A 15,019-nucleotide genomic window follows, 5' to 3' on the forward strand; every position below is an offset into this window, starting at 1 on the left:
GGTGTCTCGGCAGATCCTGCGGCGGGTGGCGTCAGTACTCCGTGCGGTCGGCCGTGCGCGCCCACGCGTCGAAGGGCTCCTGTGCTCGCGGCGTCGGCACGTGCAGGCGCTGCAACGGCCAGGCCCCGGGGTCGGGCGTCGGGTCGAGGAGCCCGTGGAAGGCCGCGTCGTCGAACCCGGCACCGGCGGCTGCATGCCGGTCCGCCGCATGGACGACGGCGTCCACGCGGGCCCAGAGGGCGGCCGAGAGGCAGAGCGGGCAGGGCTCGCACGAGGCGTAGACCGTGGCCCCGTCGAGCGAGAAGTCCCCAACGGTGCGGCAGGCCTCACGGATCGCGACGACCTCGGCGTGGGCGGTCGGGTCGAGGCTGGCGGTGACGCGGTTGGCTCCCTCTCCGACGACGGCGCCATCGCGCACCACGACCGCTCCGAACGGGCCGCCGCCGTTGGCGACGTTGACGATGGCGAGGTCGACGGCACGGTCGAGGAAGCGCTGGTGGTCGGTCACCGCCTCATGGTGCCACCGGGTGCTCAGATGCCGGCGCGCGAGTCGGACCCGGGCTCGGTCTCGGCGTGCGTCATGAACTCCCAGACGAGCCAGTGGGCGAGCGCGACGAGCAGGATGAGCAGCGTCGCCTCCGCCTGCAGCGGGGTGATCCCGAGCGGCTCGACGATCTCGGGCGCGACGCCGAGGACGGCGATGACGAAGTAGATGGCCGCGGCGATCCACCGGTGCCGGGCGAAGAGCCCCGAGTCCCCGTCGGCTCGTGACCGCTGGAGCAGCCGCAGGGTCGACCAGCACCCGATGAGGGCGACGACGACGAAGCTCACGCGCCACACCACGGGGTTCTCGGTCCCGCCGACTTGGGCGAAGAGTCCCATGAGGGCGGGCAGGAGGAACGCGAGGTAGATGCCGCCTGCGTCGCGCCGACCGTGCTCGGTGCGCAGCCACGCCTCGTGCTTCTGGACGACGGTCCACCACAGCCCGACCAGGGTGAAGCACGTCGCTGAGAACAGCGCATAGAACGTCGACACATCCATGAGGACCTCCCGCTGCGGACTCCGTCCACGCTAGCGCCGCCCTCGTCACACGCCTAGGCCTTGTCGGGTGTTCGGCGGGGCCCCGACGAGGCTTCGATGGGGCGTGTGTCAGGCGGTGACCGCGTCGCGCAGCACGTCGGTCCAGGTGCGCGGCTCACGACCGAGCAGGCCCCGCAGGGTCGCGGGATCGCCGACGAGGCCGTCGCGGTCGTAGGACCGGAACATCGCGAGCAGTTCCTCACGAGCCTGCTCCGGCAGCGACGCACCGGGTCCACTCGCCCACGCATCGCGGTCGAGCTCGACCGCCTCGACCGTGCGACCCAGAACATCGCCCGCACGGGCTGCGAGGTCCCGCACGCTCAGCACCTCGGGGCCGGCGAGGTCGTGGGTCGCCCCCTCGTGCCCCTCCTGCGTGAGCACGAGGGCCGCCACCTCGGCCACGTCGTCGAGGTCGACGTTCGTGAACGCCGAGTCGAGCGAGTAGGGGACGACCATCCGTCCCGAGAGAGCGGCGTCGACGAGGTTCTGGTGGTACGCCGCCGGACGCAGGACGGTGGTCGTCGCGATCGTCGACCGGACGACCTGCTCCGCCTCGGCCTTGCGCAGGTGGTGCGGCATCGACGCGTCGTCGGGGTGGAGCACCGAGTGGAACGCGAAGCGCGAGATCCCCTCTGCCGCAGCGGCTTCCGCCACCCGCCGGGCGATACCCACCTCGTCCGGGTGGACGTTGGGCGCCAAGTGGTAGACCGCGTCCACCCCCGCCACGGCGACCGGAAGGCCGGTGCCCGACAGCAGGTCGAGAGGGACGACGTGGACGGACGGGCCGGCATACACCGGACTGGTCGACCCGGGACGGACGGCAGCCCGCACGGTGACCGCACGCGCCAGCAGCGCGCGCGTCACGGCGCGGCCGGTCTTGCCGGCCGCGCCGATGACGAGCACCTCGGTCATGGACCGGTCACATCCAGTCGTACTCGCTCGCCGTGGCACCGTCGGCCAGCTGGGCATAGCCCGGTCCGCGGTCGAAGAACGGCTCGTCCGAACGCTGCTCACGCATCTGCGCGCGCAGCGACTCGCTCGCCTCGACGTCGACGCTCACGTCGTCCTTGTCGCCCGTGGCGACGACGCCGTATGCCGTCCGCGCACCCTCGAAGGACACCTTGCCCCAGCGCAGGTCGCGCTCGACCTCGTCGAGGGGGCGCTCGAGCGGGTCGCCCCAGCCGCCACCACCGGTGGTGCGGATGCGGATGACCTGCCCGGCCTTGACCGGCTCGGCGTCGGCGAGGGCGTCGACGACGCGCTCGTCGGGCCCGCCGACGTCGATGGTGACGTGGAACGGCATACCGGCCTTGCCGCCCTTGACGCCCCAGCAGGCGAGGATCGAGCGGTCGGCGATGGACATGAAGTTCGCGTCCTGGAGCATCCGGATGTGCTTCTCGTAGCCGAGGCCACCGCGGTAGCGGCCGGCGCCACCGGAGTCCACGGCGAGGCCGAGGCGCTCGACGATGAACGGGAAGCGCGACTCGGTGAACTCGGTCGGGAGGTTCCGCGAGTCCGGGACGACGTGGATGGTGTCCTCGCCGTCGGCGTAGTAGCGACCGCCGGAGCCGCCGCCGAGCACCTCACGCATGAGGTAGTCGTTGCCGTCGCGGTCCTTGCCGTAGACGCCGGTGTAGCGGATCGTCTCCTGGTCGGCCGGCATCTTGCCGTCGACGGCCTTGGCGACGACGCCGCCGAGGACACCGAGCAGGCGCAGGATGACGAACGTGCGGGCGTTGGTGGGCGCCGGGTAGATCGGGGTGAGCAGCGTGCCCTTCTCGGGGAAGCGCATCTCGATGAGCGGCACGATGCCCTCGTTGACGTCGAGCTCGGCCATGCGCTCGGGGGTGTCGGCGAGGTTGCGCAGGATCGGGGCGAGCCACTTCTTGAGGAAGTTGCCGCCGACGTAGTCGCCGCAGTGGTTGATGGGGCCCTTGGCCTGCTTCGCCGTGCCGGTGAAGTCGACGATGAGCCGGGCGCCACCGGGGAAGTTGGTCTCCGGGTCGGCGGGGGCATCGTCGACCTTGGTGAGCGTGATCCGCTGCGTGTGCAGCATCGGCTCGTCGACGCCGTCGTGCTCGGCGTAGTCCTCCCAGACGTAGGTGCCCGCAGGGATCTTCGACAGGATCTCGCGACGGTAGGTCTCCGTCGTGCTGTCGAGGATCGCGTCGAACGCCGCCTCGACGCTGTCGCGGCCGTAGCGCGCGAACAGGTCGGAGAGCCGGCGCGCACCCATGAGGCACGCGGAGCACTCGGCGTCGAGGTCGGCGGCGAGGCTGTCGGGCATGCGCGAGTTGCGGGTCATGATCCGCAGCGCCGCCTTGTTGGGCACGCCCGCGTCCCACAGCTTGATGGGCGGGACCGACAGGCCCTCCTCGAAGACCGACTGCGCGCCACTGGGCATGGACCCGGGGCAGGCGCCGCCGATGTCGTCGTGGTGGCCGAAGGCCTGGACGAACGCGACGACCTCGCCGTCGTGGAAGACGGGGACGGTGACGCAGAGGTCCGGGAGGTGGCCGATGCCGCCCTCGGACTCGTAGACGTCGTTGTGGAAGAAGACGTCGCCCTCGCGCATCTCCTCGAGCGGGAAGTCCCGGGCGATCGGGTGGACGAGCGCGGAGTACGAGCGGCCGGTGAGCTTGCGCAGCTGGCGGTCGTGGATGCCGGCGCGGAAGTCGTGGGCGTCGCGGATCATGGGGGAGCGCGAGGTGCGGGCGATCGAGGTCTCGACCTCCATCTCGACGCTCGCCAGGGTGCCCTGGACGATCTCGACGAGGATCGGGTCGACGGTGCTGCCGGGCTCGGTGAGCCGCTTGCCGTGCTCGTATGCCGTGGGCAGGCCGGCCGGGTTCACCGGTGCACCTGTCGCTCCCTGGGGCGCAGCGGTCGTGGTGCTCACTTGTCCTCCTTGGTGATGACGAGGTTGCCGTAGGTGTCGACGCGGACGACGAAGCCGGGGTGGACGGGCACCGTGGAGCCGAACTCCTCGATGATCGCCGGGCCGGTGATGGTGTCGCCGACGGCGAGGTCGGGGCGCCACCAGACTCCGGTCTCGACGTAGCCGTCCTCGGCGTCGAAGCAGACCTCACGGGTGGAGCGACGGGCGCGGTCCTCGACCGAGCCGGCGTCCTCGGCGACGGGGGCCAGCTCCTGCAGCTCGGGACGTGTGATCGGGCCGACGCCGGTGACTCGCAGGTTGACCCACTCGACCTGCTGGGTCGGGTCGCCTCGGAAGTCGTAGCCGTAGAGCTGGCGGTGCTCGTCGTGGAACGCCTCGGCGACGCGTCCGGCGTACGCCTCGTCGATCACGGCGTCGGTGGGCGCCGTGACCCGGACCTCGTAGGCCTGGCCGAAGTAGCGCAGGTCGACGGTGCGGGTGAACTGGTGCTCCTCCGCGGCGAAGCCCTCCTTGGCGAGCGCGGCGGCGGCCCGCTCGGTGAGCGAGGAGAAGGTCTTCTCGATCGCCGCGTGGTCGAGAGCCGCCTGCTTGGCGACCTGCGTCTGCACGTAGTCGTTCTTGACGTCGACGGTGAGCAGGCCGAAGGCGCTGACGTTGCCCGGGTTCGGCGGGACGACGACACCGGCGAGGTCGAGGATGTCGACGAGGCGGCAGGCCAGCAGCGAGCCGGAGCCACCGAAGGTCGTGAGCATGAAGTCGCGGACGTCGAGACCCCGCTTGACGCTCACCTGGCGCAGGGCGTTGGCCTGGTTCCACGCGGAGATCTCGAGGATGCCCGTGGCGCAGCGCTCGAAGTCGAGGCCGAGGCGCTCGGCGAGGGCCTGCACCCCCGTGCGCGCCGCCTCCACGTCGAGCGGGATCTCGCCACCGAGGAGGTGCGGGGGGATGCGGCCGAGGGTGACGTGCGCGTCGGTGATCGTCGGCTCGGTGCCGCCCTTGCCGTAGCAGAGCGGACCCGGGTCTGCGCCGGCCGAGTGCGGGCCGACCTTGAGGGCGCCCTCGGGCGAGACCCAGGCGATCGAGCCGCCACCGGCGCCGACGGTGACGACGTCGATCATGGGGATCTTGCTCGGGTAGGCGCCGACGGTGCCCTCGGTCGTCAGGGTCGGCTCGCCGTCGAGGACGACGGAGACGTCGGTCGAGGTGCCGCCACCGTCGCAGGTGAGGATCTTGTCGAAGCCGGCCTTCTGCGCGATGAGGGCGGCGCCGAGCGCGCCGGCGGCGGGGCCGGACATCGTCGTCGTGATCGGCTGGTGCACGACCTCGTCCGCGGAGAGGACGCCGCCGTTGGACTTCATGATGTAGAAGGGGATCTCGCGCCCCGAGCCCTTGGTGAAGCCGTCGAGCCGTTCGTGGATGTTGGTGACGTAGCGGCTGACGTTGGGCTTGACCGCGGCGTCGACGAGGGTGGTCATCGAGCGCTCGTACTCGCGGTACTCGCGCAGCACCTCGCTCGAGATCGACACGATCGCCTCGGGGTGCTCCTCGCGCAGGATCTCGCGCATCCGCAGCTCGTGCTCGTCGTTGGCGTAGGAGTGCAGGAAGCACACACCGATCGTCGTGATGCCCTGCTCCTTGAACCAGCGGGCCGCGGCGACGGCGCTCTCCTCGTCGAACGGGCGGATCTCGTTGCCCTCGAAGTCGAAGCGGCCACCGACCGTGCGGACCGACTCGGCGGGGACGATGCGCGCGGGCTTGACCCAGAAGTAGGAGTTGCCGTAGCCGTCGGGCACGGCCTGGCGGGCGATCTCGAGCATGAACTCGTAGCCCTCGGTCGTGATGAACCCGAGCTGCTCGACCTTGCCCTCGAGGAGCTTGTTGGTCGCGACCGTCGTGCCGTGGCAGACGGCGGTGATGTCGTCACCGCTCGCGTCCATGAGCCCGAGCACCTTGTCGATGCCGTTGATGAACCCGTCTGCGGGGTTGCTCGGGGTGCTGGGGGTCTTCGTCGTGACGAGATCCCCCGAGTCCTCGTCGAAGGCCACCACGTCCGTGAACGTGCCGCCCGTGTCGATCCCGATCCTGATGCGTCGCTGAGCCATGTCAGAGATTCAAGCGGGGTATGCCGGGTGGTCGCCTTGTCAATCTGTGCCAACGGATCGGGGATATCGCCTCAGAACCCGCCAACCGGCTCCCGGCATTCCGGGAGCTGCCGGCATACGAGGGTGTGGAGGTGGACCTGCACGGGTCGACCGGTATCGGGTGCACGGACACCGTGCAGGCGGACGGCCCGGCGGCTTTCGTCGCGCACTACGAGAAGGCGATGGCCGACTCGGGGTGGACCGTGGCGCGTGACGGGTCGGGGGTCTTCGGGCGCAGCGACGTGGGCGGTCTGCGCTTCGACCCGCTCGAGGGCAACAGCGTCGGGGTCTACGCGCTGTCGCCCGACGAGTACGGCGGCTGAGCGCTCCCGGGCGGCACCGGGGCCGGCAAGTCCCACCGTCGGGTCCGGACTGCTCGCGCACGTCGATCTCGCGCAGGCACGCCGACATGGCGACGTGGTGCTGCGAGATCGACGTGCCGCCGCGTGGTGGACCCGACGGTCGAGAGGGGCGAGGTCAGTCGCCCTCGGGCTTGTGGTCGGGACGCGGGCCGCCGTGCGGGAACGACGTCTTCGCCGGCGACTCGAGCTCCTCGCGGTGGCCGCGGATGAGGTCGAGGTTGCGGTCGCGCAGGTGGTCGAAGCCTTGGCTGATGTTCGAGCCCGGAGTGAGCGATGACAGCGCGGTCTCGGGGTCGAGCCGGGCCGACACCCAGCCCTCGTGCGACGCGGCCTTGGCCACGATGGTCGCGTTGGGGGTGACGATGTGGCTGTTGCCGAAGTAGATGACGCCCGCCGGGTCGATGCCGGTGGCGTTGGCGCCGATGACGAAGACATGGTTGTCGTAGGCCCGGGCCCGCGAGGTCAGCTCCCAGATGTCGGCGGAGCGGAGCAGGGCCGACGGCCGGCAGATGATCTCGGCACCCTGGACGGCCTGGATGCGCGACAGCTCGGGGTAGTCGCCGTCGAAGCAGATGATCATGCCGATGCGGCCAAGAGCGGTGTCGGACACCGTGACCGTGTCACCGGGGGTGACCCAGCCGCCGCCGGAGACGGCCTCGGTGCAGAACGGGTGCGTCTTGCGGTAGACGCCGAGCAGCGAGCCGTCGGTGTCGACGAGGATCGACGCGTTGTAGACGGTGCCGCGCTCCGGGCCGCGCTCGTAGGTGCCGACGCAGAGGACGATCCCGAGCTCCTTGGCGAGGTCCTGGAACGGCTGCGACATGGCGCCGGGCAGCTCGCTCACGAGGTCCCAGAGCTGCTCGACCGAGCAGTCCGGCGTGAAGCCGGTCGTCGCCGACTCGGGCAGCACGACGAGCTCGGCACCGGTCTCGGCGACGCAGCGTCGCACGAAGTCGAGGCACCGCTCGATGTTGGCCTCGACGACCTGGGGGGTGAGCGACCCGCGGACGGGCGCCACCTGGATCGCAGCAGCAGTGAACGGACGCATCAGCGACCTCCGATGAGCCAGCCGACGACGACGCCGGCAAGGGCGACGCCCGCTCCGAAGAGGGCGCCCTGGACAAAACCTGATCCGGAACCGCCGGCCGCAGCGGAAGCCGCGGAGCCGGCATACACACCGGTCTGCGGTGCGCCGACGGGAGCGACGGCGTCGCCGGGAGCAGCGCCCGCACCGACCGCGGCGGGTGCGGCGCCAGCGGGACGCTCGCCCGCGATGTCGCGGTCGAGGGCGGTGAACATCTGGCCGGCCATCTTGCGGGCGACGCCGGCGAGCATGCGCTGTCCGACACCGCCGATGGGTCCGCCGACGATGGCGTCGGCCTCGTAGGAGATGGCCGTGCCGCCGCCCTCACCCGGAGCGAGCGAGACGTCGACGGTCGTCGCGATCGTGCCCGGGGCACCGGCGCCCTCGGCCTTCATCGTGAAGGCGGTCGGCTCGGTGACGTCGGTGATCGCGACCTCGCCGTCGTAGGAGCCCTTGATGGCCGCGACGCCCGCCATGACGGTCATCGCGTAGCGGCCGGGGGAGAGCTCGCGCAGCGACTGGCAACCGGGGATGCAGCGGGCGAGCACGGCGGGGTCGTGGACGGCGGTCCACACCTGCTCGGGGGAGGCGGCCATGGTGGCAGTGCCGGAGATCTTCATGCGGACTCCTGGGTGGGGGTCGTGTTGGTCGGGGTGCTGCTCGGGGACTCTGCGGCGGCGGCGTGCTCGCGACGCAGGTCCCACAGCTCGGTCGGGCTGATGGGCATCGAGCGGATCGGGAAGCCCTCGGCGTCCTCGATCGCCGAGGCGATGACGGCGGTGACGGGAATGGTGCCGGCCTCGCCAGCACCCTTGATCCCCAGCGGGTTGAGCGGCGAGGGCGTCTCGAGGTGGTCGGTCTCGATGTGCGGGACCTCGGAGGCGTAGGGGATGAGGAAGTCCATGAACGAGGCGTTGAGCAGCTGCCCGGTCTCGTCGTAGGCCATCCGCTCGTACAGCGCGCCGCCGACTCCCTGCGCGACGCCGCCGTGGACCTGGCCCTCGACGATCATCGGGTTGACGACGGTGCCGCAGTCGTGGATGACGCAGTAGCGCAGGATGGTGATCTCGGCGGTGACGGGGTCGGTCTCGACGATGGCCGCGTGCATGCCGTTGGCGAACGTCGCCTGGGTCGGCGAGTAGAAGTCCTTGCCCTCGAGGCCCGGTTCGTCGTCGTCGGCGACCGGGGGCTTGTCCATGTCGAAGGCTCCGGCGAACTGCGTTGCGGCCTTGGCGGACTCGTCGAAGGCGTAGCGCAACGGGTTCGACATCACGGCCACCGTCGACAGCGCGATGGACGCGTGTGGCGCTCCCTTGACGCTGATCGTGCCGTCCTCGATCTGGAGGTCGGCCTCGCTCACCTCGAGCGCGTCGGCGGCGATCCGCAGGGCCTTGGCCCGCACCGCGCGAGCCGCGAGGGCCACGGCGTTGCCCGACATCACGGCGCCGCGCGACGCGAACGTCCCCACGGCATACGGCATCCGCCTCGTGTCACCGGTGGTGACGTGGACGTCGTCGATCGAGACGCCGAGCTCGTCGGCGACGATCTGGGCGAGGATCGTCTGGTGACCCTGCCCCTGGGTGGTGAGGCCGGTGGCGACGTTGACCCGTCCGCTCGTCTCGACGTGCACGTGCCCGCCCTCGTAGGGGCCGACGCCGGTGCCCTCGACGTAGCAGCCGATGCCGAGCCCGACCTTGCGTCCCTCGGCCTCCGCCTGCTCCCGGTATGCCGTGAAGTCGTCCCAGCCCACGAGCGCCTTGAGCTTGGCGAGGGAGGCGGGGAAGTCTCCGGAGTCGTACTTGAGCGGTCGGCCGTCCTGGAAGAGCAGGCCCTGGTCGTAGGGCATCTCCTCGGGCTGGATGAAGTTGCGGGAGCGGACCTCGGTGCGGTCGATGCCGAGCTCGGCGGCGATGGCATCCATGGTCCGCTCCATCGCGAAGCAGCCCTGAGGGCGGCCGGCGCCCCGATAGGGCGTCACGAGAACGGTGTTGGTGTACATCGACCAGAACTCGACGCGGTAGTTCTGCGGCTTGTAGGGACCGAGCAGCTGGGTCGCGGTGATGATCGGGACGATGACGCCGTAGGGGAGGTAGGCGCCGTTGTCGTGCCAGAACTTCACGTCGAGTGCCAGGAGGCGTCCGTCGTCGTCGAAGCCGACGGTGACCTGCTGGAGCTGGCCGCGCTCGTGGGCGCTGGAGGTGAAGTGCTCCCGTCGGTCCTCGGTCCACTTGACGTCGTGGTCGAGCTTGCGCGCGGCCCACGGGATGAGCACCTCCTCCGGCCACGGGTGCATGATCTTGACGCCGAAGCCGCCGCCGACGTCGGGCGCGATGCACTCGACCTGCGCGAGGGGGAGCTGGAGCTTGGCGGCGACGGCCGCGCGCACACCGGTCGTGGTCTGGGTGGACGAGTGGATGCGCATCCGCTGCTCGTCGCTGTCCCAGTGCGCGTGGACGCCCTTGCCCTCCATCGGCATGCAGGCGCTGCGCTCGATCTCGAGGTCGAGGGTGAGGGTGCGAGGTGCCTCGGCCATCGCGGCCTCGACGTTGCCCACCTCCTGGAGCAGGTGTGCCGCAACGTTGCCCGGCGCGTCGTCGTGGACGAGCTGCTCACCGTCACGCGACTTCTCGAGCCCGACGACGGGGGGCAGGAACTCGTAGCTGACGACGATCCGCTGGGCGGCGTCCTCGGCGAGGTAGCGGTCGCGCGCAACGACCATGACGATGGCCTCGCCCACGTGGTTGACGTCGTCCTTGGCGAGGGCGTGGCCGGTGCGGCCGGCGACGATGCTCGGGTGGGGGATAAGCAGTGGCAGCCGGTCACCGGCAGGCCCGTCGAGGTCCTCGTGGGTGTAGACGGCGATGACGCCGTCCACCTCGAGCGCGCCGTCGACGTCGATGTCGGTGATGCGAGCGTGGGCGTGCGGGCTGCGGACGAACGCGACCTCGTATGCCGTGTGCCCCAGGTCGTCGAGGTAGCGCCCGTTGCCGGTGACGAGGCGCGGGTCCTCCTTGCGTTGGACGGGGGCGCCGAACTGGCGGGTGGTCACGCGCGCTCACCCGCCTCGGTGGTGCTGCTCGTGGAACGCTCGCGCTTGATCTCGGCGGCGCGGACGACGGCCTTGCAGATGTTCTGGTAGCCGGTGCAGCGACAGAGGTTGCCCGAGATCGCCTCGCGGGCCTCGTCGAGCGTGGGGTCGGGGTTCTCCTCGATGAAGGCGGAGATCGTCGTGACGAATCCCGGTGTGCAGAAGCCGCACTGGAGCCCGTGGCACTCGACGAACGCCTGCTGCACCGGACCCATGGCCTCCTGCGTGCCGAGTCCCTCGACGGTGGTGAGCTCGTGCTCCTGGGCCGAGACGGCGAACATCAGGCACGAGCGCATCGGGTCGCCGTCGACGAGGACGGTGCAGGCGCCGCAGACGCCGTGCTCGCAGCCGACGTGGGTGCCGGTGAGGCGCAGGTCGTGGCGCAGGAAGTCGGAGAGCAGCCGGCGGGGCTCGACGGCGCGGGTGTGCTCGACGCCGTTGACCCGCAGCGTCACGTCCACGAGGGCGGGTGCGGTCTGGTCGGTGTCGGTCATGCGTGTCCCTCGGTCGTGGTGGTCGCCGTCTCGGTGGTCGTGGCTGCAGTGGTCAGCGCGCGTCTCGTGAGCTCGACGGCGAGGGCCCGGCGGTAGTCGCTGCTCGCGTGGATGTCGGCCTCGGGTGCGATGCCCGCCTGGACGAGCTCCTCGACGCCATTCCAGCTCGTGGTCGAGACCGGCTGTCCCGCAACGGCCTCGGACAGGTCGAGCACGACAGGGATGTCGGTGACGGACACGTATGCCGCCCGCGCCGTGCGCACGACCGCATCCGTCCCCTCGCCCTCCAGCTCGACGGCGACGCCGAGCCCGGCGAGTGCGTAGTCGCCGTGGCGCCGGGCGGACTCGAGGAACGCCGTGAGCGTGCCGGGGGTGAAGCGTCCGAAGCGCACGGCCTCGAGGATCTCGTCGGCCTCGAGCACGGTCTGGAGCGGACCCTCGAAGAACTCGGACGCCGCGATCTCGCGCCGACCTCGCGGGCCGATGGCCTCGATGACGGCGTCGGTGAGGACGGCGATCGACGGCATCTCGCCGGCCGCGTCGGCGTGGGCGATGGAACCGACGGTGGTGCCGCGGTTGCGGATCGCCGGGTGGGCCACGTTGCGGAGCGCCTGACGCAGAAGGGGGAGGACGGCATACGCCTCGTCGTGCTTCTCGAGCTGCGCGTGCCGCACGGTGGCGCCGACCCGGACGTGGGTGTCGGTGACCGTGACGGTGCCGAGCCCGTCGACCCGGTTGATGTCGACGAGGTGCGCCGGCTGGGCCAGGCGCATGTTGAGGACGGGGATGAGGCTCTGGCCCCCGGCGAGGACCTTGCCGTCGTGCCCCACCTCGCCGAGGACCGTGACGGCCTCGTCGAGCGTGCGGGGGGAGTGGTGCACGAACGGTGCCGGTTTCACCTGTGGGCTCCTTGCCTGCTGGTCGTGCTGTGCGTTCTGCGGGAATGGCGCCGCCCCGCCCGAAGTCGTCCCCGGGCGGGGCGGCGGCGAGTCTCAGGGCCTGCGGTCGCGGTCCTGGTCGCGCCGGCCCGGGTCGCCCGGGTAGCCCGACTGGTAGAGGTCGTCGATGCCGTCCTCGTCACCGTAGACGCGGTCACCGGTGGTGATCGCGGTGCCCCCGGCGGCGCCGTGGCCGTCGGCGCGGTGGCGCAGGTCGGCCGGTGCGATGGATCGGGCGAGGTGGAAGGCGCCGATGGCGACGATGGTGCCGAGCGCGATGCCGCTCAGGGTGAAGTCCTCGCTGAACTTCATCTTGACGTCGCCGATGCCGATGACGATGCCGGCCGCGACCGGGACGAGGTTGATCGGGTTCGCGAAGTCGACGCCGTTCTCCTTCCAGATCTTGGCGCCGAGCAGGCCGATCATGCCGTAGAGCACGACCGTGATGCCGCCGAGGACGCCACCGGGGACGGAGGCGACGAGCGCGCCGAACTTGGGCGAGAGGCCGAAGAGGATCGCGACGATCGCGGCGACGTAGTAGGCAGCGGTCGAGTAGACGCGGGTCGCGGCCATGACACCGATGTTCTCGGCGTAGGTCGTCGTCGGCGAGCCACCCACGGACGAGGCGAGGACCGTGCCGACGCCGTCGGCAGCGATCGCGCGGCCCATGTCCTTGTCGAGGTTGTGGCCGGTCATCTCGGCGACGGCCTTGACGTGGCCGGTGTTCTCGGCGATGAGCGCGATGACGGCGGGCAGGACGAGGAGGATCGCGGCGGTGGAGAAGCTCGGGGCGTGCCAGCCGACGACCTCGGTGCCGTCGGCGTTGAAGATCGTCTTGGCCGGGAAGCCGAACCAGGCGGCGTCACCGATGCCCGACGTGTTCCAGCGGAAGTGGTCGGTCGCCTCGGTGGCGCCACCGAGGACGGAGTTGATCTGACCCACCGTCTTGTCGAGGATCCACGAGAGCAGCGTGCCGAAGATCAGCGCGAGGAAGATCGCGACGCGGCTGATGAAGCCCTTGAAGGCCACGGCGCAGACGATCGTGAAGAGCATCGTCAGCAGGGCGACCCACTGGTCCTGCGGCCAGTAGATGTTGGCCACGACGGGCGCGAGGTTGAAGCCGATGAGCATGACGACGGCGCCGGTGACGACGGGAGGCAGCACCTTGTGCAGCACCCCGGAACCGACGAAGTGGATCGCGACGCCGACGAGCGCGAGGACGAGTCCGGCGACGAGGATCGCGCCGGTGACCTCCGCGGAGTCACCGCCCTGGGCACGGATGGCTGCGACACCACCGACGAAGGCGGCGGACGTGCCGAGGTAGCTCGGGACGCGGCCCTGGACGATGAGCAGGAACGCGATGGTCGCGATACCGCTCATCATGATCGCCAGCTGGGGGTTGAGACCCATGACCAGCGGGAAGACGAAGGTGGCGCCGAACATCGCGACCACGTGCTGTGCGCCGAGGCCGACGGTGCGGCCCCAGTCGAGACGCTCGTCGGGCGCGACGACGTCATCGAGCCCGAGCGTGCCCTCCTTGACCTTCCAACCAAGACCAAGAGCCATGTGTGCCTACTTTCGTCAGCGGACGGCGTGCAGGGGTCACGTCGTCGTGGTGATGAGGACGCTAGTTGTGCGGTCCTCCGGGACATTCGTCAATCTCTGACAGGGGAGCCCGCGGACCGTTGGCAACTCGGGGTGGCCCGTGTCACACGGCTGTCATACGCGTCATGTTGACACGGCGCCCGGCTGCGCGGACCACGTTGCGAGCAACTCGCCGAGCGCGTGGATCCGGGCTCCGGTGAGGGGGGCGTCGTCGGTGATGGCGGCGCGCTCGACGGTGGTGGCGACGCCTTCCGCCGTCGCGAGCGCTGTGGTCACCGCCTCGACGATCCGGGTATGCCGTCCCCAGCGTCCGCTGAGTACGACCAGCTCCGGGTCGAGCAGGTAGGCGTGGGCCACGGCGACCTCGGCGACGGCGGCGGCGAGGCGGCGCGCGTGACCGACGTCGCCGTCGAGGTCCTCGAGCAGCGACTCGACGTCGACGGCCTTGCTGTCGTCGCGGAGGTAGCCGAGCGAGGCGAGGCACTCCATGAGGGTGCCGCTGGGTGCGCGGGTGGCGCCGTGGGTGTCGCGGTTCGGCACGGACGTGCGGGAGTAGGCGATCTCGCCGGCGAGCCCGCGGGCGCCGTGGAGGGGGCGGCCTCCTGCCCACATCGCGGCGCCCATGCCCTCGTCGAGGTAGAGGTGGAGGACGTCGTCGACACCGGCCGCGACGCCCTGGGTGTGTTCGGCGAGGAGCGCCCAGCTGACGTCGTTGTCGACGATGGGAGTGACGGGGACCACCGGCGCGAGGAGCCGTACGGGGTCGAGCTCGCCGACGAGGAACGGGCTCTCGGGCAGCTCGACGACGCGGCCGGTGCGCCGGTCGACCGGGTCCGCGACGGACACGGTGACCACCCGGATCGGGCCGGGGGAGTCGGATGTGAGCGCCCGGCATACGGCGGTCAGGGCGCGGCCGAGGGAGCCCGGGGTGACCGGGGCGGAGAGGGAACGGCGACGCGTGGCGAGGACCCGGCCGTCGAGGGCGACGACCTCCCCGACGACGCCCTCGGGCCCGGCCTGGACGGCGAGGGCGCACCCGGCCGCGTCGTTGACGGTGAGGTAGGTGCCCGCGCGACCGCGGCCCCCCGAGGTGCGCTCGCCCTCGACGACGACGCCGGCCTCGAGCAGCCGGGCGACGCTCTGCGACACGGTCGGCTTGGAGAGACCGGTCGCCGTGGCGGCGGCGGCGCGGGTGAGCTGGCCCGCGTCGGCGACGGCGGCGAGGACGTGCCGGTCGCTGAGGGAGCGGAGCAGGTCGAGCGAGGGGAGGTCGACGGTCACGGACCAGCCTTTCGTTAGGACTCCTTGCAAACTAGCAGAGGGTGGCG

General features: G+C 71.0%; 13 protein-coding genes. 1 reads left to right on the plus strand and 12 read right to left on the minus strand.

Annotated features, from left to right (window positions below; genetic code table 11):
• Nucleotides 1–31: 31 nt before the first annotated feature.
• From ACSQ11_RS09875 to ACSQ11_RS09895, 5 genes are all read right to left on the minus strand, one after another.
• A complete protein-coding gene (locus tag ACSQ11_RS09875; protein ID WP_436004960.1) occupies nucleotides 32–508 on the minus strand; it encodes a nucleoside deaminase in 477 nt (158 codons plus the stop codon).
• A 23-nt stretch (nucleotides 509–531) separates the two neighbouring features.
• A complete protein-coding gene (locus ACSQ11_RS09880) occupies nucleotides 532–1,041 on the minus strand; it encodes a hypothetical protein (RefSeq protein ID WP_436004961.1) in 510 nt (169 codons plus the stop codon).
• Nucleotides 1,042–1,149: 108 nt separating this feature from the next.
• Nucleotides 1,150–1,992: an SDR family oxidoreductase gene (locus tag ACSQ11_RS09885; protein WP_436004962.1), complete on the minus strand. Its 843-nt coding sequence runs from the start codon at nucleotides 1,990–1,992 to the stop codon at nucleotides 1,150–1,152.
• Nucleotides 1,993–1,999: 7 nt separating this feature from the next.
• Nucleotides 2,000–3,979: a hydantoinase B/oxoprolinase family protein gene (locus ACSQ11_RS09890; protein WP_436004963.1), complete on the minus strand. Its 1,980-nt coding sequence runs from the start codon at nucleotides 3,977–3,979 to the stop codon at nucleotides 2,000–2,002.
• Nucleotides 3,976–6,081, minus strand: a complete 2,106-nt coding sequence (locus tag ACSQ11_RS09895) for a hydantoinase/oxoprolinase family protein (protein WP_436004964.1) — start codon at nucleotides 6,079–6,081, stop codon at nucleotides 3,976–3,978. The genes ACSQ11_RS09890 and ACSQ11_RS09895 overlap by 4 nt, the downstream gene beginning before the upstream one ends.
• Before the next feature lie 131 nt (nucleotides 6,082–6,212).
• Between ACSQ11_RS09895 and ACSQ11_RS09900 the strand changes: the two genes are divergently transcribed.
• A complete protein-coding gene (locus ACSQ11_RS09900; protein ID WP_436004965.1) occupies nucleotides 6,213–6,443 on the plus strand; it encodes a hypothetical protein in 231 nt (76 codons plus the stop codon).
• A 154-nt stretch (nucleotides 6,444–6,597) separates the two neighbouring features.
• Here ACSQ11_RS09900 and ACSQ11_RS09905 read toward each other — a convergent pair whose 3' ends face one another.
• The 7 genes from ACSQ11_RS09905 to ACSQ11_RS09935 form a co-directional block, all read right to left on the minus strand.
• Entirely contained in the window at nucleotides 6,598–7,530 is a 933-nt protein-coding gene (locus tag ACSQ11_RS09905; RefSeq protein ID WP_436004966.1) for a carbon-nitrogen hydrolase family protein, read from the minus strand.
• Nucleotides 7,530–8,186 (minus strand): SRPBCC family protein, encoded by a 657-nt coding sequence (locus ACSQ11_RS09910; RefSeq protein ID WP_436004967.1) that lies wholly within the window; start codon nucleotides 8,184–8,186, stop codon nucleotides 7,530–7,532. Before ACSQ11_RS09910 ends, ACSQ11_RS09905 begins: the two co-directional genes overlap by 1 nt.
• Complete coding sequence (gene cutA / locus ACSQ11_RS09915; protein ID WP_436004968.1) at nucleotides 8,183–10,615, minus strand: aerobic carbon-monoxide dehydrogenase large subunit; 2,433 nt, start codon at nucleotides 10,613–10,615, stop codon at nucleotides 8,183–8,185. The genes ACSQ11_RS09910 and cutA overlap by 4 nt, the downstream gene beginning before the upstream one ends.
• The gene (locus ACSQ11_RS09920) at nucleotides 10,612–11,148 is read right to left on the minus strand and encodes a (2Fe-2S)-binding protein (RefSeq protein ID WP_436004969.1); all 537 of its coding nucleotides are present in this window, start codon (nucleotides 11,146–11,148) and stop codon (nucleotides 10,612–10,614) included. The genes cutA and ACSQ11_RS09920 overlap by 4 nt, the downstream gene beginning before the upstream one ends.
• Nucleotides 11,145–12,047, minus strand: coding sequence for an FAD binding domain-containing protein (locus ACSQ11_RS09925; protein WP_436004970.1), 903 nt, complete (start codon nucleotides 12,045–12,047; stop codon nucleotides 11,145–11,147). The genes ACSQ11_RS09920 and ACSQ11_RS09925 overlap by 4 nt, the downstream gene beginning before the upstream one ends.
• A gap of 93 nt (nucleotides 12,048–12,140) precedes the next feature.
• Nucleotides 12,141–13,652, minus strand: coding sequence for a uracil-xanthine permease family protein (locus ACSQ11_RS09930; RefSeq protein WP_436004971.1), 1,512 nt, complete (start codon nucleotides 13,650–13,652; stop codon nucleotides 12,141–12,143).
• 162 nt (nucleotides 13,653–13,814) lie between these two features.
• Nucleotides 13,815–14,972: an ROK family transcriptional regulator gene (locus ACSQ11_RS09935; protein WP_436004972.1), complete on the minus strand. Its 1,158-nt coding sequence runs from the start codon at nucleotides 14,970–14,972 to the stop codon at nucleotides 13,815–13,817.
• Between the last annotated feature and the right edge of the window lie 47 nt (nucleotides 14,973–15,019).

The organism is Knoellia sp. LjRoot47, from assembly GCF_964253435.1.
Taxonomy (GTDB): domain Bacteria; phylum Actinomycetota; class Actinomycetes; order Actinomycetales; family Dermatophilaceae; genus Knoellia.